Annotated in this window: 23 protein-coding genes and 1 riboswitch; of the genes, 14 read left to right on the top strand and 9 right to left on the bottom strand. The window is 70.7% G+C overall.

The features are described from left to right. Positions 1–139 precede the first annotated feature (139 nt). From BMH31_RS00660 to BMH31_RS00650, 3 genes are read left to right on the top strand one after another with little or no spacing between them, the layout of a single operon-like run. On the top strand, positions 140–709 hold the full coding sequence (locus tag BMH31_RS00660) for an HhH-GPD-type base excision DNA repair protein (protein WP_099723984.1): 570 nt from the start codon (positions 140–142) through the stop codon (positions 707–709). A 1-nt stretch (position 710) separates the two neighbouring features. Next, complete coding sequence (locus BMH31_RS00655; RefSeq protein ID WP_099723983.1) at positions 711–1,880, top strand: low temperature requirement protein A; 1,170 nt, start codon at positions 711–713, stop codon at positions 1,878–1,880. A 13-nt stretch (positions 1,881–1,893) separates the two neighbouring features. Beyond that, positions 1,894–3,120, top strand: coding sequence for a cation:proton antiporter (locus BMH31_RS00650; RefSeq protein ID WP_099723982.1), 1,227 nt, complete (start codon positions 1,894–1,896; stop codon positions 3,118–3,120). A gap of 63 nt (positions 3,121–3,183) precedes the next feature. Here the strand turns inward: BMH31_RS00650 and BMH31_RS00645 are convergent, their stop codons facing one another. From BMH31_RS00645 to glyA, 6 genes are all read right to left on the bottom strand, one after another. Next, the gene (locus BMH31_RS00645) at positions 3,184–4,179 is read right to left on the bottom strand and encodes an SRPBCC family protein (protein WP_099723981.1); all 996 of its coding nucleotides are present in this window, start codon (positions 4,177–4,179) and stop codon (positions 3,184–3,186) included. 114 nt (positions 4,180–4,293) lie between these two features. Beyond that, entirely contained in the window at positions 4,294–4,638 is a 345-nt protein-coding gene (locus tag BMH31_RS00640) for a metalloregulator ArsR/SmtB family transcription factor (protein WP_099723980.1), read from the bottom strand. 163 nt (positions 4,639–4,801) lie between these two features. Next, the gene (locus BMH31_RS00635) at positions 4,802–5,506 is read right to left on the bottom strand and encodes a VTT domain-containing protein (protein ID WP_099723979.1); all 705 of its coding nucleotides are present in this window, start codon (positions 5,504–5,506) and stop codon (positions 4,802–4,804) included. 176 nt (positions 5,507–5,682) lie between these two features. Further along, positions 5,683–5,805, bottom strand: a complete 123-nt coding sequence (locus BMH31_RS15800) for a hypothetical protein (protein WP_256382371.1) — start codon at positions 5,803–5,805, stop codon at positions 5,683–5,685. Between the two features lie 36 nt (positions 5,806–5,841). Beyond that, complete coding sequence (locus BMH31_RS00630) at positions 5,842–6,729, bottom strand: bifunctional methylenetetrahydrofolate dehydrogenase/methenyltetrahydrofolate cyclohydrolase (RefSeq protein WP_099723978.1); 888 nt, start codon at positions 6,727–6,729, stop codon at positions 5,842–5,844. A gap of 3 nt (positions 6,730–6,732) precedes the next feature. Continuing rightward, complete coding sequence (gene glyA / locus BMH31_RS00625; RefSeq protein ID WP_099723977.1) at positions 6,733–8,016, bottom strand: serine hydroxymethyltransferase; 1,284 nt, start codon at positions 8,014–8,016, stop codon at positions 6,733–6,735. Between the two features lie 53 nt (positions 8,017–8,069). After that, positions 8,070–8,155, bottom strand: a riboswitch (ZMP/ZTP riboswitch). Positions 8,156–8,258: 103 nt separating this feature from the next. On the opposite strand from glyA, the gene purU reads away from it, so the two are divergent. Further along, on the top strand, positions 8,259–9,143 hold the full coding sequence (gene purU, locus BMH31_RS00620) for a formyltetrahydrofolate deformylase (protein ID WP_099724008.1): 885 nt from the start codon (positions 8,259–8,261) through the stop codon (positions 9,141–9,143). Here the strand turns inward: purU and BMH31_RS00615 are convergent. After that, entirely contained in the window at positions 9,140–9,877 is a 738-nt protein-coding gene (locus BMH31_RS00615; protein ID WP_099724007.1) for a TetR/AcrR family transcriptional regulator C-terminal domain-containing protein, read from the bottom strand. The two genes, purU and BMH31_RS00615, sit on opposite strands and share 4 nt — an antisense overlap. Positions 9,878–10,071: 194 nt before the next feature. Here BMH31_RS00615 and BMH31_RS00610 point away from each other — a divergent pair, with 194 nt between their 5' ends. Both BMH31_RS00610 and BMH31_RS00605 read left to right on the top strand, forming a co-directional pair. Further along, positions 10,072–11,703 carry an amidohydrolase gene (locus BMH31_RS00610; RefSeq protein WP_099723976.1) on the top strand — a complete coding sequence of 544 codons (1,632 nt, stop codon included), beginning with the start codon at positions 10,072–10,074 and terminating at the stop codon, positions 11,701–11,703. 43 nt (positions 11,704–11,746) lie between these two features. Then, the gene (locus BMH31_RS00605) at positions 11,747–13,186 is read left to right on the top strand and encodes an APC family permease (RefSeq protein WP_099723975.1); all 1,440 of its coding nucleotides are present in this window, start codon (positions 11,747–11,749) and stop codon (positions 13,184–13,186) included. 106 nt (positions 13,187–13,292) lie between these two features. Here BMH31_RS00605 and BMH31_RS00600 read toward each other — a convergent pair whose 3' ends face one another. Then, entirely contained in the window at positions 13,293–14,132 is an 840-nt protein-coding gene (locus BMH31_RS00600; RefSeq protein WP_099723974.1) for a biotin--[acetyl-CoA-carboxylase] ligase, read from the bottom strand. 122 nt (positions 14,133–14,254) lie between these two features. On the opposite strand from BMH31_RS00600, the gene BMH31_RS00595 reads away from it, so the two are divergent. The 7 genes from BMH31_RS00595 (at position 14,255) to BMH31_RS00565 (ending at position 21,627) form a co-directional block, all read left to right on the top strand. Then, the gene (locus BMH31_RS00595) at positions 14,255–15,865 is read left to right on the top strand and encodes an acyl-CoA carboxylase subunit beta (protein ID WP_099723973.1); all 1,611 of its coding nucleotides are present in this window, start codon (positions 14,255–14,257) and stop codon (positions 15,863–15,865) included. A gap of 13 nt (positions 15,866–15,878) precedes the next feature. After that, positions 15,879–16,154: a hypothetical protein gene (locus BMH31_RS00590; protein WP_099723972.1), complete on the top strand. Its 276-nt coding sequence runs from the start codon at positions 15,879–15,881 to the stop codon at positions 16,152–16,154. Between the two features lie 10 nt (positions 16,155–16,164). Next, positions 16,165–16,851: a CoA pyrophosphatase gene (locus tag BMH31_RS00585; protein ID WP_099723971.1), complete on the top strand. Its 687-nt coding sequence runs from the start codon at positions 16,165–16,167 to the stop codon at positions 16,849–16,851. 78 nt (positions 16,852–16,929) lie between these two features. Next, positions 16,930–17,532, top strand: a complete 603-nt coding sequence (locus BMH31_RS00580; RefSeq protein WP_099723970.1) for a TetR/AcrR family transcriptional regulator — start codon at positions 16,930–16,932, stop codon at positions 17,530–17,532. Beyond that, positions 17,529–18,956 (top strand): cytosine permease, encoded by a 1,428-nt coding sequence (locus BMH31_RS00575; RefSeq protein WP_099723969.1) that lies wholly within the window; start codon positions 17,529–17,531, stop codon positions 18,954–18,956. Before BMH31_RS00580 ends, BMH31_RS00575 begins: the two co-directional genes overlap by 4 nt. After that, positions 18,953–20,080 (top strand): DUF917 domain-containing protein, encoded by a 1,128-nt coding sequence (locus tag BMH31_RS00570; protein WP_099723968.1) that lies wholly within the window; start codon positions 18,953–18,955, stop codon positions 20,078–20,080. The genes BMH31_RS00575 and BMH31_RS00570 overlap by 4 nt, the downstream gene beginning before the upstream one ends. Further along, a complete protein-coding gene (locus BMH31_RS00565) occupies positions 20,077–21,627 on the top strand; it encodes a hydantoinase/oxoprolinase family protein (RefSeq protein ID WP_099723967.1) in 1,551 nt (516 codons plus the stop codon). The genes BMH31_RS00570 and BMH31_RS00565 overlap by 4 nt, the downstream gene beginning before the upstream one ends. A gap of 110 nt (positions 21,628–21,737) precedes the next feature. On the opposite strand, the gene BMH31_RS00560 is transcribed toward BMH31_RS00565, so the two are convergent. Further along, positions 21,738–22,238: a hypothetical protein gene (locus tag BMH31_RS00560; protein ID WP_099723966.1), complete on the bottom strand. Its 501-nt coding sequence runs from the start codon at positions 22,236–22,238 to the stop codon at positions 21,738–21,740. Positions 22,239–22,574: 336 nt separating this feature from the next. Between BMH31_RS00560 and BMH31_RS00555 the strand changes: the two genes are divergently transcribed. After that, positions 22,575–24,695, top strand: coding sequence for an alkaline phosphatase family protein (locus BMH31_RS00555; RefSeq protein WP_158234914.1), 2,121 nt, complete (start codon positions 22,575–22,577; stop codon positions 24,693–24,695). Positions 24,696–24,697 lie beyond the last annotated feature (2 nt).

The following is a 24,697-nucleotide window of genomic DNA, read 5'->3' as shown; positions in this document are numbered from 1 at the left end:
TCCGGTCTCGGAACGGTTCATTTGGGTCCGGTCGGCAGCGCACAGCGAGGCCCGAACAGGCGCGAAGCCCACACACCGCGCCACCCGCGCAGGGGTCGCGGTGCTGGTCGAGCCGTGGATCCGGTGCCACACTGTTCCCATGGCCATCCACCTCACCGACGATCCCGCAGCCGACGCCCTGCTCAGCGACGAGCCGACGGCGCTCCTCATCGGCATGCTGCTCGACCAGCAGGTCGCGATGGAGGTCGCGTTCTCGGGCCCCCTCAAGATCAAGGAGCGGCTCGGAACCGTCGATGCCGCGGCCCTCGCCGGAGCCGACCCCGACTCGGTGGTCGAGGCGTTCCGCGAATCCCCCGCGGTGCACCGCTTCCCCGGCTCCATGGCGGGGCGCGTGCAGACGCTCTGCCGGGTCCTGGTCGACGACTGGGGCGGGCGCGCCGAGACGATCTGGACCGAGGGCGCCCCCGACGGACCGACCGTGTTCAAGCGACTGAAGTCGCTGCCGGGGTTCGGTGACCAGAAGGCGAAGATCTTCCTCGCGCTGCTCGGCAAGCAGTGCGGCTTCGACGGCGCCGGCTGGCGAGAGGCCTCGGCGCCCTACGGCGAGGAGGGGTCGATGCGCAGCGTCGCCGATATCGTCTCGCCCGAGACGCTCGCGCTCGTGCGCGAATCGAAGCGCGCCGCCAAGGCCGCGGCCAAGAAGGGCTGACATGACCGGCGACACCGCTGCCGACGCCCGCGGAGGCTTCGGCCTCACGCGCATGCGCCCCCGCGATCCCGCCCAGGTGTTCCGCGCGGCAAGCCCGCTCGAGCTGTTCTTCGACCTGATCTTCGTCGTCGCCGTCTCGTTCAGCTCTGCTCGGCTGCACGAGATCGAGGTCCACGGGAGCCTCGGGGCGGGGGTGGTCGCATACCTCCTCACCTTCTTCGGCATCTGGTGGGCGTGGATGAACTTCACGTGGTTCGCGAGCGCGTTCGACGTGGACGACTGGTTCTACCGGGTGCTGACCCTCACCCAGATGGCCGGCGTGCTCGTGCTCGCCACGGGCATCAAGGCGGCGATGGAGGAGGGCGACTACCGGGTCCTGATCCTCGGCTACGTGATCATGCGCCTCGCCCTCGTCACGCAGTGGTTGCGCGCCTCGCGCAGCCATCCCGAGATGCGGCGCACCGCGCTCCGGTACGCGGCCGGAGTCGTGATCTGCCAGATCCTCTGGATCGGCTTCCCCTGGATCTCGCCCAGCCTCCATATCCCGGTGTTCCTGCTGCTGGTGCTGTGCGAGCTCGCCGTGCCGGTCTGGGCCGAGTCGGCGAGCAAGACGCCGTGGCATTCCGCGCACATCGCCGATCGCTACGGCTCGTTCACCCTCATCGTGCTCGGCGAATCCGTGCTGGCTTCGACCACGGCCGTGGTCGAGGTCGCCGACGGATCGCACCATCTCGGCCAGCTCGTCGTGACCGGCTTCGCGGGCCTCGTGCTCGCTGCGGGCATGTGGTGGCTCTACTTCGCCACCGAGGTCACCGAACGTCTCGACCACCTCCGCAGCGCTCTCACATTCGGCTACGGGCACTACTTCGTCTTCGCCGCGGCCGGCGCGTTCTCGGCGGGCATCACCGTGCTGCTGTCGTCGCAGATGGGCGAGAGCGCGCTCGACCCCGTCACGTCGGCGGCGACGCTCACGGTACCGATCGGCATCTTCGTGCTCGGCGTCTGGTTCCTGATCCTCCGGCACAACCTGGAGGGCACGACGAAGGTGCTCGTGCCGCTCGGCGCGATCGCGATCGCCGCCTGCGCGTTCCTGCCCGCGCCGATCGTCTTCGCCGCGCTCGTCATGGCCGGCCTCGTGGTGCTCGTCGAGCGCCACCGGGTCTCCCACTGAGACACGGAGTCCCATGGAGAACGCTCCCGTCACGCTGCTCGTGGTGCCGCTCATCGCGGTGGTCGCGCCGCTGCTCGCGCGCGTCGTATCGCGCGCGCTCGTCGTCCCGCTCGTCGTCTTCGAGGTCGCGCTCGGCATGCTCGTCGGCCCGAGCGGCCTCGGCTGGGTGGCCGACGGTCCGCTGCTCGACGCGCTCTCGCAGCTCGGTCTCGCGATGCTCTTCTTCATGGCCGGCAACGAGATCGAACCGGCCTCCCTGCTCGGCCATCGCGGCAAGCGCGCCCTCGCCGGGTGGGGTGCCTCGGCCGTGCTCGCCCTCGGTGCGGGTTTCCTCATCGCACCGGAACCCGGTGCCGCGCTGCTCATCGGCATCGCGCTGACCGGCACCGCGCTCGGCACCATCATGCCCATGCTGCGCGACTCGGGGATCCTGCGCACCCCGCTCGGTTCGGCGCTCTCATCGGCGGGCGCCATCGGCGAGTTCGCGCCCCTCGTGGCGATCTCGATCTTCTTCAGCGGCCGACAGCCGATCGCGGGTCTCGCCACGCTGCTCGTCTTCGCGGGCGTGACCGCCCTCGCGTTCCGACTCGCCTCGCACGGCAGCCGCGACTGGCTGCACCGTGTCGTCGCGGCCACGCTGCGCACCAGCGGACAGTTCGCGGTGCGCCTCGTCATCGCGATCCTCGCGGTACTCGTCGTGCTCGCGCTCCTGCTCGGCGTCGACTTCCTGCTCGGCGCGTTCACCGCGGGCCTGCTCGCGCGGGTGGTGCTGCGTGGCGGCGATCCCGAGCACCTGGAGGTCGTCGAGGCGAAGCTCGAATCGATCGCCTTCGGGTTCTTCGTGCCGATCTTCTTCGTCGCGACCGGCGTCTCGTTCCCGCTCGCGTCGCTGCTGCAGGATCGGCGCGCACTGCTCCTGATCCCCGTCTTCCTCATCGCGATGCTGCTCGTGCGCGGACTGGCCGCGCTGTGGACGGTGGATCCGGGATCCTCCGCAGCCGACCGACGCAGCAGCGCGTTCTTCACCGCGACCACGCTGCCGCTCGTCATCGCGGTCACCGGGATCGGCACGAAGACGGGCGTGCTCGACACCGGCACCGCCGCCGCGATGGTCGGCGCCGCCATGCTCACGGTGTTCCTGTTCCCCGTGATCGCGCTCATCGGCCGTGGAGGGCCGGGCACCGGGTCCGGCACGGATCCCGAGCAGGATCCCGAGCTGCTCGCTCCCGCTCACGAGTAGACGTGCGTTCGCCCCGGCCCCGCGTCGATGCGCGGGGCCGGGGCGAACGGCGCGGTCGTCGGGTCAGGCGGCCACGAGCGCCTCGCGCTCGAGTCGCAGGTAGCTCGTCTCCATACCGTCGACCATGCCGGTCGCGAGGATCATCTCGCGCGTCGCGGCGTCGGGGTAGGTGATGAGCAGCGTCAGGAGCGTGCCGCCCTCGACCGGCGTGAGGGTGAGCTCGTTGCGGGTCACCGGGCTCTGCGCGCCGTCGGGATCCTCGGGCGTCGTCATCGCCTCGGTAGTGACCGCGCGCACCGGGCGCTCGCCCTCGAGGAACTCGCCGGTGAACCCGAAGGTCTCGCCGCTCTCGAGGTTGCGCCACTCCTGGCGGAACCGCTCGCCCGGCGCGCTCGCGACCTCGCACACCGGCATCTCCCAACCGTCGGGACCGAGCATCCAGCGGCGCATCAGCTCGGCCTCGTGGTGGGCGCGCCAGACCTGCTCGACGGTGCCGCGGATCACGCGCGAGACGCGAGCCCGGGTGTCGCCGATGAGCTGCAGCTGCGTCGGCAGCTCGGCGGCGAAGGTGGCGAGGTCCGCGAGCACCGCGTCCATCTGCCCCATCGCCTCGCGCATGCCCTCGACCATGCCCATGGCCTGCAGCTGCTCCATCTCTTCGACCGAGCCGAAGTAGCTCGTGACCGAGACGCGCGAACCGAGCGCGGTCTCGGTGAACTCGAGCACCATCCGCCCCTCGGGCAGCTCGGTGTTCGGGCTCCCGTCGTCGTTCGCGAACCCGTCGCGCACCTCGAAGGATCGGCCCTCGTCGACGGCGACCCACTTCCAGTAGCCGCCGTGGGTATCCCCCTCGGGCCCGGTCATGAAGTAGGCGCTGAGCCCGCCGACGAAGCCGTCATGACGGGTGAACGTCGCCGGGTACTCGGGCGGACCCCAGAAGCGCTCCAGCTGGCGCGGATCGAGGTAGGCGTCCCAGAGCCGGCGCACGGGGGCCGTGAAATCGGCGACGACGCTCAGGGTGAGCGAGTCGGGATCGGTGGTGACAGCGGTGACGGGCATGATGCGCGTCCTTTCGGTTCGAGGTGTTCGGTGGGTCGTGTTCGATGGGGTCGTGTTCGGTGATCAGCGATCCGCGAAGCGGGGTCGGTGTCGGGAGCGGGAGCGGGAGCGGCGTCACCGCGCGGGCGGATCCTCGGCGAGCAGCGCATCGAGTCGGTCGATACGTCCGCGCCAGAGCTGCTCGAAGTGGCGGAGGAGTTCCTGCGCCCGTCGGATGGTCTCGGGGTTTCCTCGGATGATGCGCTCCCTTCCTCGGGGGATCTTCGCGACGAGATCGGCGGCCTCGAGCACGGCCACGTGCTTCTGCACGGCAGCGAAGCTCATGTCGTAGTCGCGGGCGAGCTCGGAGACCGAGGCCTCGTCGGTGAGCGTGCGGCGGACGATGTCGCGTCGCGTGGCGTCGGCGAGGGCCCGGAAGATCCGGTCGATCTGTGCGTCGGAAAGTTCTTGTACAACCATTTGGTTGTACATTACGTCGCGATCGCGCGAACGTCAACCCCCGTCCGCCGGGCGCGCGGGAACGCGGGGCATTGCAACAGAGAACGGGCCCATTTCTTCCTCTTCCTCGGAGGGAAGGATGGAAAGGGGGCCCCTTCGATGCCGGAGATTGCGCGGGGCGGGGCTACTCGGCGGAGGCATCCCGGGGGGCGCGGCGCTTGCGCAGCCAGGAACGGAACGCCCGGATCGCCTCGATGAGGATCGGGATGCCCGGCAGCAGCACGAGCACGATGATGAACACCTCGGAGTACTGGTGCACGAACGGGATCTGACCGAGGAAGAAGCCGATCAGCGTGACGCCGACGCCCCAGAGCAGCGCACCGATCGCGTTGTACGCGACGAAGTGGCGGTACTCCATCTTGCCGACACCGGCCGCAGCCGGCACGAAGGCGCGGAACACCGGGAGGAAGCGGGCGATGATGATCGCTTTCGGGCCGTGCTTCTCGAAGAAGGCATGCGTGCGCTGCACGTTCTCGGGGTTGAAGAGCTTGCTCTTCTCGCGGCTGAACACCGCGGGACCGAGCTTGCGCCCGATCATGAACCCGACCTGGTCGCCGGCGAACGCGAAGACGAAGAGCAGGATGCAGGTGATCCAGATGGGCACGTCGATGATGCCGGTCGCCGAGAACAGTCCGACCGTGAACAGCAGCGAATCGCCGGGCAGGAACGCGAGCACCAGCACGCCGGTCTCGAGGAACACGAACGCGCAGGCGAGCACCAGCGCGACCCAGCCGCCCGCCTTCAGCAGCGTCTCGGGGTCGAGCCAATCGATGCCGAGCAGGGCCGGGGTGACGAAGCCTGCGAGCGAGGCGAGCGCGGAGTGGAGCACCGGGGTCCGACTTTCAGTTCACGGGTGTGGGCTGGCAACCGGGATCTCGGCACCGCAGTCCAGTATGCACTGCGGTTCTGGCACTGGCCTGGCACCGGCGGGCACGCCGCACGCACAGCGAAGCGCCGCGGGTCCGTCGGAACGGACCCGCGGCGCTTCAGCACCGGATCAGCGGCTCAGTCGCGAGGGCAGGAGCAGCGATCGGCCTGGGCCACGCCCTCCAGCGCCTCCTCGATGTGCAGGCCGCACCCGGCCCAGGTGGTCTTGCTGCAGTCGGCGCAGCGCACGGGTGAGCACATGTGGTTCTCCTCGGTCGGTGTGGTGTCGCGAGCGGATCAGGCGGCGTCGGCCGCGCGCTCCGCCATCTCGACCACGTTCTTCAGCAGCAGGGCACGGGTCATGGGGCCCACGCCGCCGGGGTTCGGCGAGATCCAGGCGGCGACCTCCGCCACGGCCGGGTCGACGTCGCCGACGACGCGGCTCTTGCCGGTCTCGGGATCCACCTTGCGCGAGACGCCCACGTCGAGCACGATCGCGCCCGGCTTGACGTCCTCGGCGCGCACGATGCCCTCCACGCCCGCCGCCGCGACGATCACGTCGGCCCGGCGCAGCTCGGCACCCAGGTCCGCTGTGCCCGTGTGGGTGAGCGTGACCGTCGCGTTGAACTCGCGGCGGGTGAGCAGCGGCCCGATCGGACGGCCGACGGTCACGCCGCGGCCTACGACCACGACGTTCTTGCCCGCCCACGACAGGCCGTTGCGCTCGACCAGCTCGATCACGCCGCGCGGCGTGCACGGCAGCGGCGAGGTGATCTCGGTGTTGGCGTTCAGCACGAGGCGCCCGAGGTTGGTCGGGTGCAGTCCGTCGGCGTCCTTGTCCGGGTCGATCTTCTCGAGGATCCGGTCGGTGTCGATGTGCTTCGGCAGCGGCAGCTGCACGATGTACCCGGTGCAGGCCGGGTCGGCGTTGAGCTCGTCGAGCACCGCCTCCAGCTCCTCCTGCGTGACCGTGTCGGGCAGCTCGCGCTGGATCGACGCGATGCCGACCTCGGCGCAGTCGCGGTGCTTGCCCGCGACGTACCATTTCGAGCCGGGATCCTCGCCGACCAGCACGGTGGCGAGACCGGGGGTGACGCCGCGCTCGCGGAGCGCTGCGACGCGCCCCGCGAGCTCCTGCTTGATCGAAGCCGCTGCGGCGGTCCCGTCGAGCTTCTCAGCGGTCAAGGATCACCACTCCTCGAGGCCGGGGTACAGCGGGAACGCGTCGGCGAGCGCCGTGACGCGCGCTTTGAGGGCCTCGACGTCGCCCGTCTGCTGGAGGGTGAGCGCGATGATGTCGGCCACCTCGGCGAACTCGACGTCGCCGAAGCCGCGGGTCGCGAGGGCCGGGGTGCCGATGCGGAGGCCGCTGGTCACCATCGGCGGGCGCGGGTCGAAGGGCACCGCGTTGCGGTTGACGGTGATGCCGACGGCGTGCAGCGCGTCCTCCGCCTGCTGTCCGTCGAGCTCGGAGTTGCGCAGGTCGGCGAGCACGAGGTGCACGTCGGTGCCGCCGGTGAGCACGTCGACGCCCGCCGCCTTCGATGCCTCGCTGGTGAGCGCGTCCGCGACGAGCTTCGCGCCCGAGAGGGTGCGCACCTGGCGGTCCTTGAACTCGTCGGTCGCGGCGAGCTTGAACGCGGTCGCCTTCGCGGCGATCACGTGCATGAGCGGGCCGCCCTGCTGGCCGGGGAACACGTTCGAATTGAGCTTCTTGAAGAGCTCGAGGTCGTTCGTGAGGATGAAGCCGGAGCGGGGGCCGCCGATGGTCTTGTGCACGGTCGACGACACGACGTGCGCGTGCGGCACCGGGCTCGGGTAGAGGCCCGCGGCGACGAGGCCCGCGAAGTGCGCCATGTCGACCCAGAGGGTCGCGCCGACCTCGTCGGCGATCTCGCGGAACTTGGCGAAGTCGAGGGTGCGGGGGTAGGCGGACCAGCCGGCGATGATGACCTTGGGCTTGTGCTCGAGCGCCTTCTCGCGCACGACGTCCATGTCGATGAGGAACGTCTCGGGGTCGACGCCGTAGTGCACGACGTTGTAGAGCTTGCCCGAGAAGTTGAGCTTCATGCCGTGGGTGAGGTGGCCACCGTGGGCCAGCTCGAGGCCGAGGATCGTGTCGCCGGGCTCGGCGATGGCCGACAGCACCGCGGCGTTGGCCGAGGCGCCCGAGTGGGGCTGCACGTTCGCGTACTTCGCACCGAACAGGCTCTTGGCGCGCTCGCGCGCCAGCTCCTCGGCGACGTCGACGAACTCGCAGCCGCCATAGTAGCGGCGACCGGGGTAGCCCTCGGCGTACTTGTTGGTGAGCACGGAGCCCTGGGACTCGAGGACCGCGCGGGGAACGAAGTTCTCGCTCGCGATCATCTCGAGCGTGCCGCGCTGGCGGCCGAGCTCGTTCTTCAGGACCTCCGCGATCTCGGGGTCGACGACCTCGAGCGGCTCGTTGAAGAAGGCAGACTGGTTCGACATCCGGTGTACTCCTCGTGGTTCTCGTTCCGCGCGCGCGGAAGACATCGGTTCGGTTTTTCGACCCAGGCGAGCGGCCGTTCCGAGAGGGGGTGTCGTTTCCCGATGGTGTCCCATCTGCACGCCAGTCACGACGTTCGACAGTGTAGCAATCCGGGCTCGGAAGGGAACGCCGCCGGTCACACGCGGTCACCGGTGGATCGCGGCCCGCGAGCGGGTCCGCCGATCCAGTACCCTTGGACCCCGTGAACACGATCGCGACGGACTCCTCCAGCACCCAGTGGGTGCTCACCCTCAGCTGCATCGACGGACCGGGGATCGTGCACGCGATCAGCGGCGCGATCGTCGCGGCCGGCGGCAACATCGCCGAGAGCCAGCAGTTCGCGAGCCACGACACCGGCCGGTTCTTCATGCGCCTGCAGGTCGAGGCCGTCGCGCAGCCCGACACCTTCGAGGCCCGCTTCGAGCAGGCGCTGGCGCCCGTCACCGAGCGCTACCACATGACCTGGCGCCTCGACGTGGTCGGCCGACCGGTGCGCACCCTGATCCTCGCGTCGACCGCGACCCACTGCGTGAACGACCTGCTGTACCGGCAGCGCGGCGGCCAGCTGCCGATCGAGGTGCCGCTGATCCTCTCGAACCACGAGACCGTGCGCGACATCGCCGACTTCTACGGCGTGCCGTTCGAGCACCGCCCGGTCGCCGGCCCCGACGACAAGTCGGCCTTCGAGCGTCGCGTGCTCGAGGTCGTCGAGGAGCAGGACATCGAGCTCGTCGTGCTCGCCCGCTACATGCAGATCCTCTCCCCCGAGCTCTGCGAGGCGCTCGCGGGCCGCGCGATCAACATCCACCACTCGTTCCTGCCCGGCTTCAAGGGCGCGAACCCCTACCGCCAGGCGCACCAGCGCGGCGTGAAGCTGATCGGCGCCACCGCGCACTTCGTCACGACCGACCTCGACGAGGGTCCGATCATCGAGCAGGACGTCACCCGCGTCGACCACGCCTACTCGCCGCAGGAGCTCATGCAGCTCGGCCAGGACGGCGAGGCGCGCACGCTGCGCCGCGCCGTGACCTGGTTCGCCGAGAACCGGATCCTGGCCGACGGCGACCGCACCATCATCTTCCGCTAGGCGGGATCAGGCTCGGGCCGTCCCCGCCGCAGCGCGTCGAACTCCGCGCGGAAGCCGGTGAGCATGGCCCGCAAGCCGAACTCGAAGGAGGCATCGGCCGTGCTCTGCCGCTTCGCGGCGAGCATCGCGGCACGGGCCCGGTAGACCGAGGTGAAGACGGGCACGTCCTCCCGCGGGCCGGGATCGAGCATCTGCTCGTCGGCGCCGAGGTCGAGCGCGGACCCCAGGATGAACGATTCGAGCGCGACGAGCAGGATCAGCACCCGTTCCTCGGGCCAGCCGGCACGCACGAGCGCGCGGATCACCCCGTCGTACATGAGCGTCGTCGTGGACTCCTCGGCGAGCGGAAGCACGGCGAGCAGCGCGACGGTCGACGGGTGCGCCGCGAACGTATCGCGGTAGTGCCCCGACCACTCGACGAGCGCCTCGTCCCACGGGCTGCGATCGAACATGTCGAGCGGGATCCGATCGCTGATGAGCTCGCGCATCCCGGCGACCAGGTCGGGATACCCGTCCACGTGGTTGTAGAGCGCGGAGGGCTGCACGCCGAGCTCCTTCGCGACCGCCCGTATCCCGGCGGCCTCCGCCCCGCCGCGATCCACGAGGCGCAGCGCGGTCTCGAAGATGAGCCGGCGCGAGAGGATCCCCTGCGCGGGACGACCCGCGCGACGGCGCGAAGGCCCGGTGCTGCCACCGGTGCCGGCGCGGTCGCCGTCGTCCGCGGTCGTGGTCATCTTCGCCCCCTCGGGTTCATCCTGGCCCGCCCCGAGCCGGATCGCAAAACTCATTCGCGTCCGCACGGCATTCGTACTATTCTCTTGCCCAGCGCTCAAACGAACCCTGTTCATTTTGGCACTTCCGCTCACGGCCCGCACCCCGCATGCGCCGCGAGCGGCCGGAACGCCCCTCAGCAGCAAGGACGCAGCAGATGACGACCGTTTTCACCGGTGGCACCGTGATCATCGACCCGGCGCCCGCGACCGGGCCGGCGGAGACGAGCGACGCGCTCGCCGTGCGCGACGGCCGAGTGATCGCCCACGGGGCCGAGGCGCTCGCGCTCGCGCAGGAGTCCGGCTCCGAGATCGTCGACCTCGCCGGCGGCACCCTGGCCCCCGCGCCCGGCGACGGTCACGCTCACCCGGTGCTCGGCGGCCTCGAAGCCGCCGGCCCCGCGGTGCGCGAGGCGACCGATCTCGACGGGATCCTCCGCGCCGTCGCCGAGTGGAAGGCCGCGAACCCCGAGGCCGAGTGGATCGTCGGCGCGAGCTACGACGCGACCTTCGCGCCCGGCGGCCGTTTCGACGCCCGCTGGCTCGACGAGGTCACGGGCGATACCCCGACCGTGCTGCGCGCCTGGGACTACCACACCGCCTGGGTCAACTCCGCGGCGCTCGCGGCCGGCGGCATCACCGCCGAGACCCCGGATCCGCACCTCGGCCGGATCGTGCGCCGCGAGGACGGCAGCCCGCTCGGCACGCTGCAGGAAGCGGCCGCCAACGACTTCCTCGCGAACGTGGTCCCCGGGTTCTCCCTCGCAGCCCGTGTGGACGCGATCGAGGCCGCGACCCGCGCCTACGCCGAGCAGGGCACCACGTGGATCCAGGACGCCTGGGTCGACTCCGGCGACGTCGAGACCTACCGCGCGGCGGTGCGCGAGGACCGGCTGCACACCCGCGTCAACCTGGCGCTGCGGGCCGATCCGATGCGCTGGCGCGAGCAGCTCGACGAGTTCGCCGCGATCCGCGCCGAGATCCGCGAACTCGGTCACCCGCGCCTGAGCGCCGAGACCGTCAAGGTCTTCGTCGACGGCGTGATCGAGAACCACACGGCGGCGCTCACCTCCCCCTACGCCGACCGGCCCGACGACCGCGGCCTGCCCAACTGGGACGAGGCCGAGCTGCGGGCGGCCACCGCCGCGTTCGACGCGCTCGAGTTCCAGCTGCACCTGCACGCGATCGGCGACGCCGCGGTGCGATCGGCGCTCGACGCGCTCGAGGCCGCACAGGCGCAGGATCCGACCCGCGAACGGCACCACGTGATCGCGCACGTCGCGATGCTCGCCCCCGGCGACGCCGAGCGCTTCGCCGCGATCGGGATCATCGCGAACTTCGAGCCCTACTGGGCGCAGTGCGACGCGGTGATGGAGTCGCTCACGATCCCGCACATCGGGCACGACCGCGAGGGCTGGCAGTACCTCATCGGCTCGGTGCTGCGCGGCGGCGCGACCGTCTCGTTCGGCAGCGACTGGCCCGTCACCACCAAGGACTGGCGCCCCGCGCTGTCGACCGCGATCACCCGGCACAGCCACCTCGAACCCGACGCCGAGTCGTGGCTGCCCGACGAACGCGTGCCCGCGGGAGAAGCCTTCGCGGCCTACACGCGCGGGATCGCCCGCCAGGCGCTCGCGACCGACCGAGGCACCCTCGACATCGGCATGACCGCCGACCTCGTCTGGCTCTCGGCGAACCCGCTCGCGGTCGACCCGAATCTGATCCCCGAGATCACGATCCGCGGCACGTGGCTCGCGGGTCGTCCGACCTTCGTGGGATCATCCTCCTAGGGCGCCCAGGCGCTCATCCGGACCTTTTCAAAGGAGAAAACCCGTGTCCGATCCAGCAACCGTGTCCACCAGCACCGCAGGGGGCCCGCACCTCAAGCGCGCCCTCGGCCTGACCGGCCTCACGCTCTTCGGCGTGACCTACATGACGGTCATCACGGTGTTCACCACCTACGGCATCGTGAACCAGGTGACCGACGGCCACCTGCCCGCGGCCTACGTGGTCGCCGTCGTCACCATGCTCTTCACCGCGGCGAGCTACGGCGCCATGGTGCGCCGCTACCCGGTCGCGGGATCCGCGTACACCTACACTCAGCAGTCCTTCGGCGGGGCCATCGGCTTCCTCACCGGCTGGGTCATGCTGCTCGACTACCTCTTCATCCCGATGATCAACTTCATGCTCATCGGCATCTACCTGAACACGCAGTTCCCCGCGGTTCCGGTGTGGGTATTCACCCTCGCGTCGCTGCTGCTCGTGCTGCTGTTCAACATCCTGGGCATCAACCTCGTCAATAAGGTGAACTTCGTGATCATCGCGCTGTCGGTGGTGCTCGTGGTCGTGTTCATGGCGCTCGCGTTCAAGGAGTACCTGGGTGGCGACCAGTCGGTCGGGCTCATCGATCCCTTCACCTTCGGCGAGGGCGGCATCGGCGCCATCGCGTCCGGCGCCGCGGTGCTCGCGCTTTCGTTCCTCGGCTTCGACGCGGTCTCGACCCTGTCGGAGGAGGCGAAGCGCCCCCGCAAGGACATCCCGCGCGCGATCCTGCTCTCGACCCTGGTCGGCGGTTTCTTCTTCATCCTCGTCTCGTGGTCGGGCGCGCTCGCCTTCAACCCGGACTGGTCGACCCTCAACAAGGAGCAGATCGACGCCGCCGGCACCACGGTCATGGACAGCTTCGGCGTGAGCTGGTTCACCGCGTTCTTCGTGGCGATCTACGTGGTCGGCGCGTTCGGCTCCGGCATGACCGGCCAGGTCTCCGTCTCACGCATCCTCTACGCGATGGGCAGGGACGGCATGCTGCCAAAGCCGCTCGCCCGGCTGCACCGCCGCTTCGGCACCCCGATCGTCGCCGCGTGCGTCGTCTCGATCTTCGCGCTCTCGGCGCTGTTCCTATCGCTCGACACCGTCGCCTTCATGATCAGCTTCGGCGCGCTGGCCGCGTTCGCCCTCGTGAACCTCTCGGTGATCCGCACCTACGTGTTCCCGAAGGGCGGCCGCCGCGAGCAGTTCGGGTTCTGGAAATGGGTACGCTACCTCGTGCTGCCGGTGATCGGCTTCGTGCTGACCATCTGGCTGTGGACCTCGCTGCAGGCCCTCACCTGGCTCGTGGGCGCGATCTGGCTCGTGGTCGGCGTGATCATCATCGCGATCGTGACCGGCGGCTTCCGCAAGCCCGTGCCGAAGATGGACTTCTCGGAGGGCGAGCCGACCACCGAGCAGATCGACCAGCTCGGCGACGAGTTCCCGCTGGAGCCGAACCGCTAGTCGGTTCCGGCCGAACCAGGATCGGGCCCGCGCCGGTCATTCGCATCGTCGAGTGTCCGGCACGGGCCCGATTCCGTTGCGGGCAGAGGCCGTACGCCGATCCGTTCTACCGCAGGTGTTCCACGTCGCCCGCCGACACGACGAGTTCGCCGCCCGTCGGCAGGTCGACCACGAGCGACCCGTCGTCCGACAGGGTGCGCGCGCGGCCGTCGATCACGCGGTCGGCGAGGTGCACGCGCACCTCGGATCCGAGGGTGAGCGAGTGCCGCAGCACGCGCGCCCGCACGGCGCCGGGATCCTGCGACGCGCGTTCGACGAGGCGCAGCAGCCCGCCCGTCACCGCGGCGAGGATCTCGTCGGCGAGGACGCGGCCGGCGTCGCTGTCGAGCGTTTCGGCGCCGCCCACGTCGGCGCCCGCGGCGAGCAGCGACGAAGCCCGGTCGGTCGGCAGCTCCCACTCGGGGATCAGCAGGTTGAGTCCGGTGCCGACGATCACGGACCCGTCGGGCAGCATCTCGCAGAGAATCCCGCACAGCTTGCGTCCCGGACGCCCCGCGATCGCGTCGTCCTCGTCGCGCACGTGCACGTCGTTCGGCCACTTCACGCCGACCCGCAGGCCCGAGTCCGCGCCGAAGCGCGACTGGAGCGCGTCCGTCACCGCGGAGCCGGCGATGAGCGGAGTCCAGCCCGGTCCGAGCTCTGCCGAGACCGCTCGGATCCCCGGGCCGCGCAGCAGCAGCGACGCCGCGATCGACGTGCCGGGCGGCGTGACCCAGCCGCGCCCGAGCCGCCCCCGTCCCGCCGTCTGATCGGCGGTCGCGAGCAGCGTGCCGTTCGGGAGCCCCGGTTCGCGCGCCACGAGCTCGCGCAGTTCGGCGTTGGTCGAGGGCGACGACTCGCGCCACTCGACGCGGGGCAGCAGGGCGCGGGTGCGGGGCAGGTCCATGCGAACGAGCGTAGCGGCGCGGCCTCCTCACCGCCCGATGGAGGATTCCTCCAGCGGAATCGCCGGTTCCTTGAGAGCGCTCCTCCAACCTGCGGCATGGGTCGCGCGCTAGGCTGACACCCGTGACTGCAGAGAACGCCACCGAGACCACCGAGCCCTCGGCCGCCACGACCGCCTCGCGCATCGCGGACCACCGGCGCAAGTACCAGGAGGCCGTGGGCGACCGCGACGCCGCCGCAGCTGCGAAGCAGCACCCCCGCGGCAAGATGACGGCGCGCGAGCGCATCGCCGCGCTGCTCGATCCGGGCAGCTTCGTCGAGTTCGACAAGTACGTCAAGCACCGCACGCAGGGCTTCGGCATGGAGAACAGCCGCCCGTTCGGCGACTCCGTCGTCACCGGCGCGGGCACCATCCACGGCCGCCAGGTCGTCGTCTACTCGCAGGACTTCACGACCTTCGGCGGATCGCTCGGCGAGGTCGCCGGCGAGAAGATCGTCAAGGCGATGGAGTTCGCCCTCAAGACCGGTGCCCCCGTGCTCGGCATCCTCGACTCGGGCGGCGCCCGCATCCAGGAGGGCGTTGTTGCCCTCTCGAAGTACGCGAACATCTTCCGTCTGAACACCATGTGCTCGGGCGTCATCCCGCAGATCTCGATCGTCATGGGCCCGTCGGCCGGCGGCGCGGTCTACTCCCCCGCCCTCACCGACTTCGTGATCATGGTCGACCAGACCAGCCACATGTTCGTCACCGGCCCCGACGTCATCAAGACCGTCACGGGCGAGGAGGTCGGCTTCGAGGAGCTGGGCGGCGCGCTCACGCACAACAAGACGAGCGGCGTCTCGCACTACCTCGCGAGCGACGAGCACGACGCCCTCGACTACGCGCGGTCGCTCATCAGCTATCTGCCCGACAACAACCTGGCCGAGGCCCCGGTCTACGACAGCGACACCGCGTTCGAGATCACCGACGTCGATCGCCGCCTCAACACGATCATCCCGGACAGCCCGAACCAGCCCTACGACATGAAGGTCGTCATCGAGGCGATCCTCGACTCGGGCGAGTTCCTCGAGGTGCAGCCGCTGTTCGCCCCCAACATGCTGATCGGCTTCGGCCGCGTCGAGGGCCGCACCGTCGGCATCGTCGCGAACCAGCCGGCGCAGATGGCGGGCACGCTCAACATCGACGCGAGCGAGAAGGCCGCACGCTTCGTGCGGTTCTGCGACGCGTTCTCGATCCCGATCCTCACCCTCGTCGACGTGCCCGGCTACCTGCCCGGCACCGACCAGGAGCTGCAGGGCGTGATCCGCCGCGGTGCGAAGCTGCTCTACGCCTACGCCGAGGCGACCGTTCCCCTCGTCACCATCATCACGCGCAAGGCCTACGGCGGCGCGTACATCGTGATGGGTTCGAAGCAGATGGGCGCCGACTTCAACATCGCCTGGCCCACCGCCGAGATCGCCGTCATGGGCGGCTCGGGCGCCGTCAACATCCTCTACCGCAAGGAGCTGGCCGCGGCCGCCGAGCGCGGCGAGGACGTCGAGGCGCTGCGCGCCGAGCTGACCGCGAAGTACACGGCCGACGTGACGAGCCCGTTCCTCGCGGCCGAGCGCGGCGAGCTCGACAATGTGCTCGAGCCCGCGGGCACCCGCCTCGCGGTCATCAAGTCGCTCCGCGGCCTGCGCGGCAAGCGCACCGAGCAGCCCGCCAAGAAGCACGGCAACATCCCGCTCTAGGCCGAAGGACGACGTGAACGACGAACTGCTGCCACCGGACGCTGCTGCCCGCGACGCTGCCAAGCGCGAGGAGATCGGCGAGACCGATCCGACCCTGCACGGCGACGATTTCCGCTTCGTGACGCGCGGCGTGCGCGACCACGAGCGTGCCGCGGTGATCGCGGTACTCACCGGGTCGCGCGCCGAGGAGACCGCTCAGGTGAAGCGCGTCGCCCGTCGCGACCGCGAGCCCTGGGCTCGTTCCCAGCGGGTCCCCGAGGGGATCAGCGAGCTGCTGCACGAGGGCTGATCGAGAGACCGTGCCGAGCACCCCGGAGGACGCACGAGCCGAGCTCGAACGCGCGCTCGCGTCCGGGCTCGACATCGCGATCACCCCGCAGGCTCTCGATACGGGGCTGCCTGCGCGACGATCGGCGGTGCTGATCCTGTTCGGCGCCCTCGACGACGTGCCCTGCCGGGTGCCCGATCCTGCGGTGCCGCCGACCCTGGACGTGCTGCTGACGCGCCGCGCCGACAGCATGCGGCATCATGCGGGCCAGATCGCGTTCCCGGGCGGCGGTGTGGAACCCGGCGACCTCGACCGCGCCGCGACCGCGCTGCGCGAGGCGTGGGAGGAGACGGGCCTCGACCCCGCGGGCGTCGACGTGCTCGGGACGCTCCCCGAGATCTGGGTGCCGGTCAGCAGCAACCTCGTCACCCCCGTGGTCGGCTGGTGGCGCCTGCCGAGCGCGGTCGCTGCCGACCATACGGAATCGGTCGAGGTGTTCCGCGTGCCCGTCGCCGAGCTGCTCGACCCGGCGGCCCGCGGCACCTCGGTGCTGCGCCGTGCGGGCGACGAGTTCCGCGGCGAGGCGTTCCGGCTCGACGAGCGCTTCGGCGGTCGCGTGGTCTGGGGGTTCACCGGCATGCTGCTCGCCCGGCTCTTCGCAGAGGTCGGCTGGGGCGGCGACTGGGATCGGGACCGCGAGTTCCCCGTCCTCCCCTAGTCCCGGCACCGCCCGTGTTGACAACGCGGGTCAGTGGTCTTACCGTTGCCTAACGAAGGTTAGTTAGGTGGTTCGAAGATGACCCGATCCCAGATCATCGCAGCCGCGCGCGAGCGATTCGCCCGGGCCGGCTACGCGGAGACGTCCCTCAAGGAGATCGCCGCCGATGTGGGGATCAAGGCCCCGTCGATCTACGCGCACTTCTCCGGCAAGGAGGAGCTCTACGTGGAGGTCTACACCCGGTCCATCGCCGAGCACCGCGACTACTTCACCCGACTGCTCGCAGAATCGCGCGAGCTCGACCCGCTCGAACGGCTCCACAAGATCCTGACGGGGGTTCCCGCGTTCTACCAGGAGCGCCCCGAACTCGTGGACTTCCATCTCCGGTCCATCACCGGCGGCATCCCCGCCGGCACCGATCCCTCCGGCGTCTTCCGCCGCTGGGACGAGGAGCTCGCCGAAGCCATCCGCGCCACCTACATCGAGGGGCGCGACGCGGGCAGGTTCGCGCGCGTCGATCCCGACGCCTTCACCGCGCACTTCACCTGCCTGATGGACGGCCTGTTCCTGCAGCTCAAGCACTACGAACCCGTGCTCTACACGGAGCACCTCACGCGCACCTGGGATCTGCTGGCCGCCGCACTCGGCTTCGGGATCCCGGTTCAGGAGAACCGACCATGACCACTTCCCCGTCCACCCCGGCGGACGCGCCGCAGAGCAGCGGCCGCTCCGACTACGAACAGGGCGTCGTCCCCGCCGAGGAGCGCAAGGGCTGGCTGCCCATCGCCGGCATCTGGATCGCCATCGGCATCGACCTGTCGGGCACCATCATGGGCGTCCAGCTCGGCGCCGGCATGCCCTTCGGCGAGGCCCTCGCCGCGACGATCATCGGCTCGATCCTGCTCGGCGTGCTGGCGATGGCCTGCACCTACGTCGGCGCGGCCACCGGCTTCACCAGCTCGGTCATCGCCCGCACCGTCTTCGGGCGAGCCGGAGGTCGCGTGATCTCGATCGCGATGGCGATCTCGTCGCTCGGCTGGTTCGGCGTGCAGACCGGGTTCTTCGCCGACAACGCCCGCATCGCGGTCGACGAGCTCCTGCACGTCGACGTGCCCGTGCAGGTGTTCACCGCGGTCGGCGGCGCGCTCATGGTCCTCACCGCGCTCTGGGGATACCGCTCGATCGAGCGCCTCAGCTCGTGGGCGGTCCCGCTGCTGATCGCGCTGCTCGGCCTCGCCGTGGTGCTCGCCTTCGTGCAGTTCGGCAGCGGCCAGCTCTTCGCCGAGGTGACCCCGCAGTTCACCTTCGGCGGCGCCGTCTCGCTCGTCATGGGCATCTTCGTCTTCGGCGTCGTCATCTCGCCCGACATCGCGCGCTGGGCGCGCACCCCGAAGCACGCGATGGCGGCCGGGTTCATCGGCTTCTTCATCGGCAACTCGCTCATCGTGATCGTCGCGCTGGTCCTGTCGCGCGTGATGGGCGCGCAGGATCTGATGCGCATGTTCTTCATGCTCGGCCTCGGCGTGGTCGCCGTCGTCGTGCTCACGCTCGCGCAGTGGACCACGAACACCAACAACCTCTATTCGGCGGCGCTCAACCTGTCGACGATCTTCACTCGCGTGAACCGCCGGACTCTCACCGTGATCGGCGGGATCGTGGCGATCGCGGCGGCCCTGTTCGGCATCTACGACGCGTTCATCCCGTTCATCTCGGTCATGGGCACGTTCATCGCGCCCTACGGCGGCGTGTACCTCGCCGAGTTCTTCGCCCGCCGTTCGAGCCGCCTGCGCACGGGCGCGAGCGCGGTTCCGGCGGTCGATCCCTGGGCCTTCGTCTCGTGGGCGATCGGCGGCCTCGTCGGTGTCTGCACGACGCAACCGGGCAACGGGCTCGGCCTCGGGCTCTTCAGCCTCACCACCATCCCGGCGCTCGACGCGATCCTCGCGGCATTCGCCGCCCACGCCCTCATCGGGTTCGTGCGCCGCGATCGCACCGCCGCCGCGAGCGACGCGGCGGAGCGCACCGAGGACCACACCGGAATCACCGAGGCGACCGCGCAGGATCTGCGCGCCGCCGCCGAGATCGCGAAGGGGATCGATCGATGACCGCGGCCCGCACCGGAACCGCCCTGACCCGCATCACCGAGGAGGACATCGACGCGATCGCGATCGGTGCCGCCGTGCTCGGCACGGGAGGCGGCGGGGATCCGCACGTCGGCGCGCTGCACGCGAAGCGCGCGATCCGCGAGCACGGCCCCGTGCCGGTCGTCGCCGTCACCGACCTGGACGACGACGGGATCGTCGCCCCCGTCGGCATGATCGGCGCCCCCTCCGTCTCGATCGAGAAGATCGCCGCGGCCGAGGAGCTCGTCACCGCCATCGACCTGCTCGAGCGGGGCACGGGGCAGCGCGTCGCGGCGATCATGCCGATCGAGATCGGCGGCGGCAACTCGCTGATCCCGATCGCGGCGGCCGCCGAGCGCGGTCTGCCGATCGTCGACGGCGACGCCATGGGCCGCGCGTTCCCCGAGGCGCAGATGGTGACCTACCACCTCGCCGGCTACGGACCGGGATCCACGGTGCTCGTCGACGCGCAGGGCAACGCCGTGCTCTCGCGACCGGTGAACGGCGCGTGGTCCGAACGGCTCGCACGCGTGCTGTCGTTCGAGATGGGCGGTTCCGCCACCATGATCGACTACGCGTACCCGGGCTCCGTGGTGCGCGACGTCGCGATCCCCGGCACGCTGAGCACCGCGCGCCGCATCGGCGAACTGCTGCTCGGTTCGGATCTGCGCGACGAGGAGCGCATCGGCCGCATGCTCGACGAGCTCGGCGGCACCCGCCTGTTCGACGGCAAGGTCGCCGAGATCGAGCGCACCGTCTCGGGCGGCTTCACCAGGGGACGCGCGATCCTCGCCGGCACCGGAGAGGACCGGGGCGCCGGCTTCGAGCTCGACTTCCAGAACGAGATGCTGCTCGGCCGCCGCGACGGCGTGCTCGCCGCGGTCACCCCCGACCTCATCGCCGTGCTCGATCAGTCGACCGGGCACCCCATCACCACCGAGACGCTGCGATACGGCGCCCGCGTCACCGTCGTGGCGTTCCCGTGCCACCCGCAGTGGCGCACCGAGATCGGACTCGCGACCGCGGGTCCGCAGTACTTCGGCTACGACGTCGCGTACGAGTCGATCGAGGAGCTCGCGCTGCGGGCCGAGGAGGCCCGCGCATGAGCTACCGGATCGGGATCGACGTCGGCGGCACCAACACCGACGCCGTCGTGCTGGACGAGCGGCTGGAGGTCGTCGCCTCGATCAAGTCGCCGACCGAGGCCGACTCGGGCGACGGCGTCGCCCGAGCGATCGACCGCGTGCTCGAAGCCTCGGGGATCCCGGCATCAGAGGTGCGCGCGGCGATGCTCGGCACCACCCACTGCACCAACGCGATCGTCGAGCGTCGCGGGCTCGGCCGGGTCGGCGTCCTGCGCCTCGGCGGCCCCGCGACGACGGCCGTGCCGCCGTTCGAGGGCTGGCCGCGGGAGCTGCGCGAGGCCGTCGCCGGCCCGGCTTTCGTGATCGCCGGCGGGAACGAGTTCGACGGACGCGAGATCAGCGCGCTCGACGAGACCGCTGTACGGGCCGCCTGCGCCGAGATGCGCGGAGCCGTCGACGCGGTCGCCGTGGTCGGCGTGTTCTCACCCGTCGCCGACGCGCACGAGCTGCGCGCGGCCGAGATCGCCGAGGAGGAGCTCGGGCTGCCCGTCTCGCGCTCGGCCGAGATCGGATCCATCGGGCTCCTGGAGCGCGAGAACGCCACGATCCTGAACGCGGCGCTCGTGCGCACGCTCGGCCGCATGGCCGACGGGTTCCGCGAATCGCTCGATGCGCACGGGATCGAAGCCGACATCTACTTCGGCCAGAACGACGGCACGCTCATGCGACTCGACTTCGCGCTGCGGTTCCCCGTGCTGACGATCGGCTGCGGCCCGACCAACTCGATCCGCGGCGCCGCGCACCTGAGCGGGGTGAGCGACGCGCTCGTCGTCGACATCGGCGGCACCACGACCGACATCGGAGTGCTCGTCGGCGGCTTCCCCCGCCAGTCGGCGCACGCGGCCGAGATCGGCGGGATCCGCACCAACTTCCGCATGCCCGACGTGCTCTCGGTCGGGCTCGGCGGCGGAACCGTCGTGCGCGGCACCGGCGCCTCCGAGCAGAACCCCGTCGTGCTCGGCCCCGACAGCGTCGGCTTCCGGATCACGAGCGAGGCGCTCGTGTTCGGCGGCGGCACGCTCACCACGACCGACATCGCGGTCGCGGGCGGGCGCCTCGAGATCGACGGCGGACGTCCGGTCTCGGTCGAGCCGCGGCTGCGCGAGGCGAGCGAGGCCGCGATCCGCGCGCTGCTCGAAGAATCGATCGACCGCATGAAGCCGAGCGCGGCCCCCGTGCCCATCGTGCTCGTCGGCGGCGGATCCGTGATCTCCCCCGACGGCCTCGCGGGCGTCTCGGACGTGATCCGCCCCGACCATGCGGGCGCGGCGAACGCCGTCGGTGCGGCCCTCGGCGACGTCGCCGGGCAGGCGGAGCGGGTGTTCTCGCTGCGCGAGACGTCCCGCGCCGAGGCCGTCGCCGCGGTGCGCGCCGAGGCGATCGAGCGGGCCGTCGCGGCCGGCGCGAGCGTCGGCACCGTCGAGGTGCTCGCGCTCGAGGAACTGCCCGTCGCCTATATGGAGGACACTGTCATCGTCCGCGCCCGCGCAGCCGGCCGGCTCGCCTGACCGCGGTCCGCCGGGACACCGCTGCGCCGGTGAGACACCACGAGACTCCGTGGTGTCTCACCGGCGCAGCGGTGTCCCGGAGAGGCTGGGCGGCGGGATGACGAGGCGGTTCAGTCCCCGGCCGGGTCCTCCGACGGAGCCCGGAACGCTTCGCGCATGTGGTCGCTCGTGAGGAAGTCCGCGATCCCGATCATGATGAGGCTGAAGACGATCTGCTCGGTCACCATCCACGCGGGATAGAGCCCGGGGATCGCAGCCATGACGAGGGTGATCACGGGGAAGATCTGCGCGAACAGCCGCAGCCGCTGGTACGCCCAGCGCCAGCCGAGCGAGGCGCGCCACGCGAAGTAGAACAGCGTCGCCGTCATGCCGAGCACCACGATCGTGCGCATCCAGACCGCGAACGGCACCTGCTCGCCGTTCCCGGCCAGCACGACCGCGACGACGACCGCGCCCAGCCCGATCAGGAGTTCGACGGCGAGCAGCCAGCCGATCCAGCGGAACGAGCGACGCGTGCGCGGATGCTCGGATGCTTGCTCGGGGATCCGCTCGCCGGCCTTCCGGCCTCCGGCGAGGCGGTCGAGGCGGTGGAACAGCGGTTCGAAGGTCACGGTCGAAGCGTACTCCGCCGCGTTTCCGCAGTGTTCATCGGGCGGCGAAGTCGCGAACCCCGGAGTTCGCGCGGACCGTCCGTGCGGCTCGTCGATTTCCCCGGTTCACCGATCGGACCTGGATCTTCCTGTTTCGGCTCCTCGGCGCTGACGCCGAGCGGGCCGCGGATCGGTCGAGCTCCGCAGTGAACCCACGATGTCTCCGCGCGGAAGCGCGCGTGACCGTCTGGCGTGTCGCTGCGTCCGCTCCGGCGCCTTCCCAGACTGGTGTGCGGTCGCCCGTCCTTCCCTCGCGCGGCCGTCCCCGAACCCCTCAGCCATTTGGAGAGAACCACTGTGAGGAAACACGCGGTCGCGGCATCTGCCGCCGCAGTCCTGCTCGGCATCAGCGGCGTGTGCGCCGGATCGGCCGCCAACGCGACGCCCACCGGCGCCCCCGTGCCGACCGATGCGCCGCGCACCCCGAAGACCCTGGTGATCGGCGTCGACGGCGCCTCGTTCGACGTGCTCGAACAGGCCGAGACCCCGTCGATCCACGCGCTGCAGCAGGGCGGTCTCACCGCCACCAGCAACCTGCCCGCGTCGCCCATGGCACCTACCGTCTCGGGAGCCGGCTGGTCGACCATCGCCACGGGCGTCTGGCCCGACAAGCACCGGGTCACCGACAACAACTTCACCAACCCGAACTACGCGCAGTTCCCCGACTACCTGACTCGCATCGAGCAGGCCGCGCCGCAGCGCAGCACGTTCGTCGTCGGCACCTGGGGCCCGATCTCGACCACCGTCTTCGGCTCCGCGGTCGACGAGCGGGTGCAGGGCAAGAACGATGCCGACACCACCGCGAAGGCCGTCGAGCGCCTGTCCACCGGCAACCCCGACGACGTGTTCGTGCACCTCGACGAGGTCGACGGCGCCGGGCACAGCACGGGATCCTCCTCGGCCGCCTACCGCGCCGCGCTGAAGACCGCGGATCAGCAGATCGCGAAGATCGTGGGCGCCGTCGAGCAGCGCCCCGACTACGCGAACGAGGACTGGCTCATCGTCGTCACCGCCGACCACGGCCACACCCCCACGGGCGGGCACGGCGGGGCGTCACGTCTCGAGCGCAAGACCTTCGTGATCGCGAAGGGCGCCGAGTTCGCGGCGGGCAGCACCCGCGACGACGTCAGGATCGCCGACATCGCTCCCACCGTGCTCGCACACGACGGGATCGCGCGCAAGACCGATTGGGAGCTCGACGGCGAGGCCGTGAACGACATCGTGCCCGATGACTTCGACGCGCTGCGCCCGAAGCTGCGCGGCGCCGTCGACGAGAAGGGCCTCGTCGGGATCACCGGCTGGACGAACGAGGCGCCCGAAGGCTGGACCGTCGACAACTCGAAGATGCCGACCGGCGGTTCGACCGAGTTCCGCGGCTGGACCTTCATGACCGACGACTTCTTCTCGAACGCCGAGCTCGGCCAGCACCGCGAGAACAACGTGCGCTCGCGCAACGTGTTCGCCGTCGCCGATTCCGACGAGTGGGACGACGTGAGTCCGAAGAGCAGCCGGAACTTCGATTCCACCCTCGTCACACCCGAGTACCCGCTGAACGGTGCGGCCACCGTCGACATCTCCTTCGTCTCGGACTACGCCGTCGACGACCCGCAGGGCGCCGGCGTCCGCGTCAGTTTCGACGAGGCCTCCGGTCTGCAGCCGCAGAAGCTCGTCGACTACCCCGCGAACGGCACCCGCGCGAACCCGGTGAACCAGGTCGAGCACTTCTCGTACGAGCTGCCCCGCGACGCGAAGGGCCGGCTGCCGAAGAGCATCCGGCTCAACTTCTCCTACAGCGGCATCAACAGCGCGTTCTGGGCCATCGACCAGGTGCGAGTCTCGCAACCCGACGCCCCGACGCCGGATCCGGCCGCGATCGCCGTGTCAGCCCCCTCGGTCGCCGCCGGCAGCGCGGTGACGGTCACGGGCACCGGTTTCGCGCCCGGCGAGCAGCTCGCCCTCGAACTGCACTCGACCCCGGTCTCGCTCGGCACCGCGACCGCCGACGCCTCGGGCACGCTCTCGCAGCGGGTCACGATCCCCGCGAGCGCCCCGGCCGGAGCCCACACCCTGGTCGCGAAGCGTGCCGACGGCTCCGAGGTCGCGATCCCCCTCGCGATCACCGCGGCACCCGGGACCGGCGCGAACGGAAGCACCGGGTCGGGCGCGAACGGCACCGCCGCGGGCAACGGGACGGCAGCGGGCGGCAGCGTCGGCTCCGGCGCGAATGGCGCGAACGGCGCGACCGCCGCAGGCGCGGGCACCGATGCGCAGGGCACCGCGGGGGCGAAGGGCGATGGCCTTGCCGTCACCGGCGCCTCGGATCCCGCGGGCATCGTGATCCTCGGCGCGGCACTGCTGGCCCTCGCCGGCGTGGGGATCGCGTTCGGCACCGGCCGAGCGCGCCGCACCGCCGCGTAACC

It is taken from the genome of Leucobacter sp. OLIS6 (assembly GCF_002752355.1).
In the GTDB taxonomy this organism is placed as follows: Bacteria; Actinomycetota; Actinomycetes; order Actinomycetales; family Microbacteriaceae; genus Leucobacter.
This window is presented reverse-complemented; position numbering and strand designations above follow the sequence as displayed.